The 4,453-nt window shown below is 63.0% G+C and carries 3 protein-coding genes; 2 read left to right on the plus strand and 1 reads right to left on the minus strand.

The window, feature by feature from the left end:
* Position 1 precedes the first annotated feature (1 nt).
* Positions 2 to 1,147 carry an MFS transporter gene (locus HFRIS_RS24295; protein ID WP_006465680.1) on the plus strand — a complete coding sequence of 382 codons (1,146 nt, stop codon included), beginning with the start codon at positions 2 to 4 and terminating at the stop codon, positions 1,145 to 1,147.
* A 55-nt stretch (positions 1,148 to 1,202) separates the two neighbouring features.
* Here HFRIS_RS24295 and HFRIS_RS24300 read toward each other — a convergent pair whose 3' ends face one another.
* Positions 1,203 to 2,705 (minus strand): AMP nucleosidase, encoded by a 1,503-nt coding sequence (locus HFRIS_RS24300; protein ID WP_006465681.1) that lies wholly within the window; start codon positions 2,703 to 2,705, stop codon positions 1,203 to 1,205.
* Positions 2,706 to 3,291: 586 nt separating this feature from the next.
* Here HFRIS_RS24300 and HFRIS_RS24305 point away from each other — a divergent pair.
* Positions 3,292 to 4,359 carry a type II asparaginase gene (locus tag HFRIS_RS24305; RefSeq protein WP_006465682.1) on the plus strand — a complete coding sequence of 356 codons (1,068 nt, stop codon included), beginning with the start codon at positions 3,292 to 3,294 and terminating at the stop codon, positions 4,357 to 4,359.
* Positions 4,360 to 4,453 lie beyond the last annotated feature (94 nt).

Raw genomic sequence — 4,453 nt, forward strand, 5'->3', positions numbered from 1 at the left:
GGTGGCGATGGGGATCGGTCGCTTCGCCTTCACGCCGCTGCTACCGATGATGCTGCACGAGGGCAGCCTGTCACTGCAGATGGGCGGCTGGCTGGCCACAGCCAACTACCTGGGTTATTTCGCTGGCGCCATGCTGTGCGCCTTCCATCGCAGCAAACGCGGCGTGGCAATGCTGCGCGGCGGGCTGGTGGTGACCATCCTGCTTACCCTGGGCATGGGTGTGCTGCATCAGGACTGGGCCTGGTTGTGGATGCGCTTTCTCTCCGGCGTAGCCAGCGCCTACGTATTCGTCTATACCGCCGGCTGGTGCCTGCAGCAGCTGACACAACTGGGCCGGCCGGAACTGGGCGGGGTCATTTTCTGCGGCCCCGGCCTGGGGATCGCCATCACCGGGCTGCTTTCCGGTCCCATGATCGCGGCCGGCTGGCTGGCCGCGGGCGGCTGGATCGCCTTTGGCGTCATTGCACTGGCCCTGACGGCAGTCGTCTGGAAATCCTTCAGCTTCGATGCCGGTCGCGGCCTGAGCGTGCACAGCGACCCGCTCCATGGCGAAGCATCCAAGGCCGTCGAGAGCGCCCAGCAGAAACGTGAAGTGCTGGTGCAGGTGATCGCCTATGGCATCGCCGGCTTCGGCTACATCATCACCGCCACCTTCCTGCCGGTGATCGCGCGCCAGGCGCTGCCGGGCTCGGCCTGGCCGGACTACTTCTGGCCCATCTTCGGCCTGTCGGTCGCGCTGGGGGCCTTCAGCGCCACCCGTTTATCGGTACAGGGCGATCAGCGCCTGCTGCTGACCGGCGCCTACCTGATGCAGGCGGTCGGAGTGCTGCTGTCGATCCTCTTCCCCAATGCACTGGGTTTCGCGCTGAGCTGCCTGTTGCTGGGCCTGCCCTTCACCGCCATCACCCTGTTCGGCATGCGCGAGGCACGCCGCCTGCGCAAGGAACAGGCCAGCAGCCTGATGGCCCTGATGACGGCCGCCTACGGCATCGGCCAGATTGCCGGACCGCCGCTGGCCACCGCACTGGTGCATGGCAGCGGGTCCTTCACGCCTTCGCTGTGCGTGGCGGCGGCCACCTTGCTGATCGGTGCCGGGCTGTATTACCGCCTGACGCGCAGCCATCCGTTGCCACGCCAGAGCGCCTGAATGAAAAACGCCCGCGACATCCACTGTCGCGGGCGCATTCCTGCTGCATTCCCGATCAGCGGAACGCCGGTTCCGCAAAGCTGCGCAACTTGCGGCTGTGGACCTGTTCGATACCATTGTTGCGCAACAGCTCCAGCGCACGGATACCGATCTGCAAGTGCTGCGCCACGCGCTGCTCGTAGAAGGTATTGGCCATGCCGGGCAGCTTGATCTCGCCGTGCAGCGGCTTGTCCGACACGCATAGCAAGGTGCCATAAGGAACCCGGAAGCGGAAGCCGTTGGCCGCGACAGTGGCGCTTTCCATGTCCAGCGCAATGGCGCGACTCTGCGAAAAACGCAGCAGCGGCATACGGTGGTCACGCAACTCCCAGTTGCGATCATCGACCGAGGCCACGGTACCGGTGCGCATGATGCGCTTCAATTCATAACCTTCCAGCCGGGTGATGCTGGCCACTGCATCCTGCAGCGCCAGTTGCACTTCGGCCAGCGCCGGAATCGGCACCCACAGCGGCAGGTCGTCATCGAGCACGTGGTCATCGCGTACATAGGCGTGCGCCAGCACATAATCCCCCATCCGCTGCGACGCCGACAGCCCGGCGCAATGTCCCAGCATCAGCCAGCCATGCGGACGCAGCACCGCCACGTGGTCGGTGACCGTCTTGGCATTGGAAGGACCGACACCGATGTTGACCAGCGTGATACCACTGCCATCGGCCCGCTGCAGGTGATAGGCCGGCATCTGCGGCTGGCGTGCCGGTGCCACGCCGGAAGCGGCCCGCGTCTCCAGGCCTTCCTGGTTGGCGCTCCAGGTGGTGACGTTGCCGGGCTCCACGAAAGCGGTGTACTGACGCCGATAGGCCAGTTCCTCCGGATCGTCGGTCGGCTCCATCAGGCGCCGTCCGAGGCGCACGAACTCATCGACGTAGAAGGCATAGTTGGTGAACAGCACATAGCGCTGGAACTGGTCCGGCGAGGTCGCCGTGTAATGGCGCAGGCGATGCAGTGAATAGTCGATGCGCGGCCCGGTGAACAAGGCCAGCGGATGCACACCCTCGCGCCAGGCGCCGTTGTCTACCTCGTAGCTGCCGTTGGCGATGCGATCGTCCATGGTTGCCAGGTCCGGCAGATCGAAGTAGTCGGGCAAGGTACGCAGGTGCTCAGGGTCGAGGCTGCCCTCGACGTGTATGCCCTCGGGGAAGGCGAAATGCACCGGAATGGGCATCTCGCTCACACCGATTTCCAGTGGCACATCATGGTTCTGCAGCACCAGCTTGAACTGCGCCAGCAGGTACTGGTGGAACAACTGCGGTCGCGTCAGCGTGGTCTCGTAACAGCCGGGGCCGGCCACGAAGCCGAAGGACTGGCGGGTATCGGTATGGGTGGATTTTTCGGTGGTGATGCGCACGAAGGGATAGCAGGCGCGCACCCGCTGCGACATGCCCTGCCCGCTGGAGAACTGGCGGAAGGCATCGCGCAGGATGGCGGTGTTGTGCTCATAGATCTCCAGCACGCGTGCGTAGGCGGCTTCGGGATTGGTGAATTTTTCTGTGGCAAACATCGTGTTCTCCATCATTGCCGCGCGCCGCGCCGGTGTGGGGTCGAACTGCGCTGGAGCGGCGCGGCCGGTCTGGCCGGTCATTCATCGAAACAACTTGTGCGCAGCACCATCTTACCTGAGAGCGGCACGTTTCATGCAGCGCGCTGCAGGCTGCGATGAGGCGGCACAACGGCCGGCTTGTCCGCCTTTCCGACCTTCGGATTCGGTGATATCTTCCAAGCTCTTCGCTGCGGTTTACTTAATTTCCCCGGTTATCCCCCGCCCTTTGTCGCAGACCTACGGCACGTGTCTACACCGATCTGTCAGCGCGCTGTCAGTTGCGAGTCATTCTGCCCACCTGACAACGTTCAAAGCAGCCATTTTGCACGAAACTTGCATTCCATCCCCTCACAAAGCCTTTTGCGATGCGGCTTTCTCACCGCGTAAAAAATCCTTTGATCGTCACGCGAGCCGGTGCTATCGTGTCGGCGCTTTTGCCGTGATGACAATACGCAGCCAGCCTGTGTCCTTCCCGGTGAAGCAAGCCAATAAAACTAACAAAAATCCGCTCAGAGAAATCCGTACAACCACCGCTACCGAGGTACACATGCTCATCAGAAAATTCTTCCAGCAGATGCTGGTCCTGCTCTGCCTGGCCGCAGCCGCCGCTGCACAGGCCCAAACCCTGCCCAACGTGGTCATCCTGGCTACCGGCGGCACCATCGCCGGCACCGGCGCCACCAGCACCACCACAGTTGGCTACACCGCCGCCAAGGTCGGCGTGGATGCGCTCATCGCCGCTGTCCCTGAACTCAAGAAGGTCGCCAACGTGCGCGGCGAGCAGGTCATGCAGATCGCCAGCGAGAACATGAACAACGACGCCTGGCTCAAGCTGGCCAAGCGCGTCAATACCCTGCTGGCACAGAGCGACGTCGACGGTATCGTGATCACCCACGGCACCGACACCATCGAAGAAACCGCCTACTTCCTCGACCTGGTGGTCAAGAGCAAGAAGCCAGTGGTGATCGTGGGCGCCATGCGTCCGTCCACCGCCATCAGCGCCGATGGTCCGATCAACCTGTACAACGCCGTGCTGCTGGCCGGTTCCAAGGAAGCCGTTGGCAAGGGCGTGCTGGTGACCCTGAACGACCAGATCAACGCCGGTCGCGAAGTCACCAAGACCAACACTTCCACGATGGACACCTTCAAGACGCCGGAACTGGGCTTCCTGGGTTACATCCAGGGTAGCAAGCCCTACTTCTACCGCCAGTCCACCCGCAAGAACACGGTCGACACCCCGTTCGACATCATGAACCTGGACAAGCTGCCGCAAGTGGACATCGTCTATGGCTACGCCAACATGAACCCGATCGCGCTCAACGCCTTCGTCGCTGCAGGTGCACAAGGCATCATCCACGCCGGCGTGGGCGATGGCAGCCTGAACAACACCGTGCTGCCGTCCCTGAGCGAAGCACGCAAGAAGGGCGTGGTCATCGTGCGTTCCAGCCGCGTCGGCCAGGGCATCGTGGCGCGCAATGGCGAAGCCGACGACGACAAGCTGGACTTCGTCGTCTCCGACACCCTGAACGCGCAGAAGGCGCGCATCCTGCTGATGCTGGCCTTGACCAAGACCACCGACAGCAAGGAAATCCAGAAGATGTTCTGGGAATACTGATCCCGCCTGCGACATCGGTCCTACGCATTACCGCATTACTTGCACCGCTGCACTACCCGCCCGCTGCCGCCCCGCGCGCAGCGGGCTTTTTCTT

Source organism: Herbaspirillum frisingense GSF30, from assembly GCF_000300975.2.
GTDB classification, from domain to species: Bacteria; Pseudomonadota; Gammaproteobacteria; order Burkholderiales; family Burkholderiaceae_D; genus Herbaspirillum; species Herbaspirillum frisingense.

What these genes read in the sequence shown, in the direction of transcription:
- HFRIS_RS24305 (WP_006465682.1), top strand. Translation starts at nt 3,292, where the DNA reads ATGCTCATCAGAAAATTCTTCCAGCAGATGCTGGTCCTGCTCTGCCTG.
- HFRIS_RS24300 (WP_006465681.1), bottom strand. Translation starts at nt 2,705, where the DNA reads ATGTTTGCCACAGAAAAATTCACCAATCCCGAAGCCGCCTACGCACGC.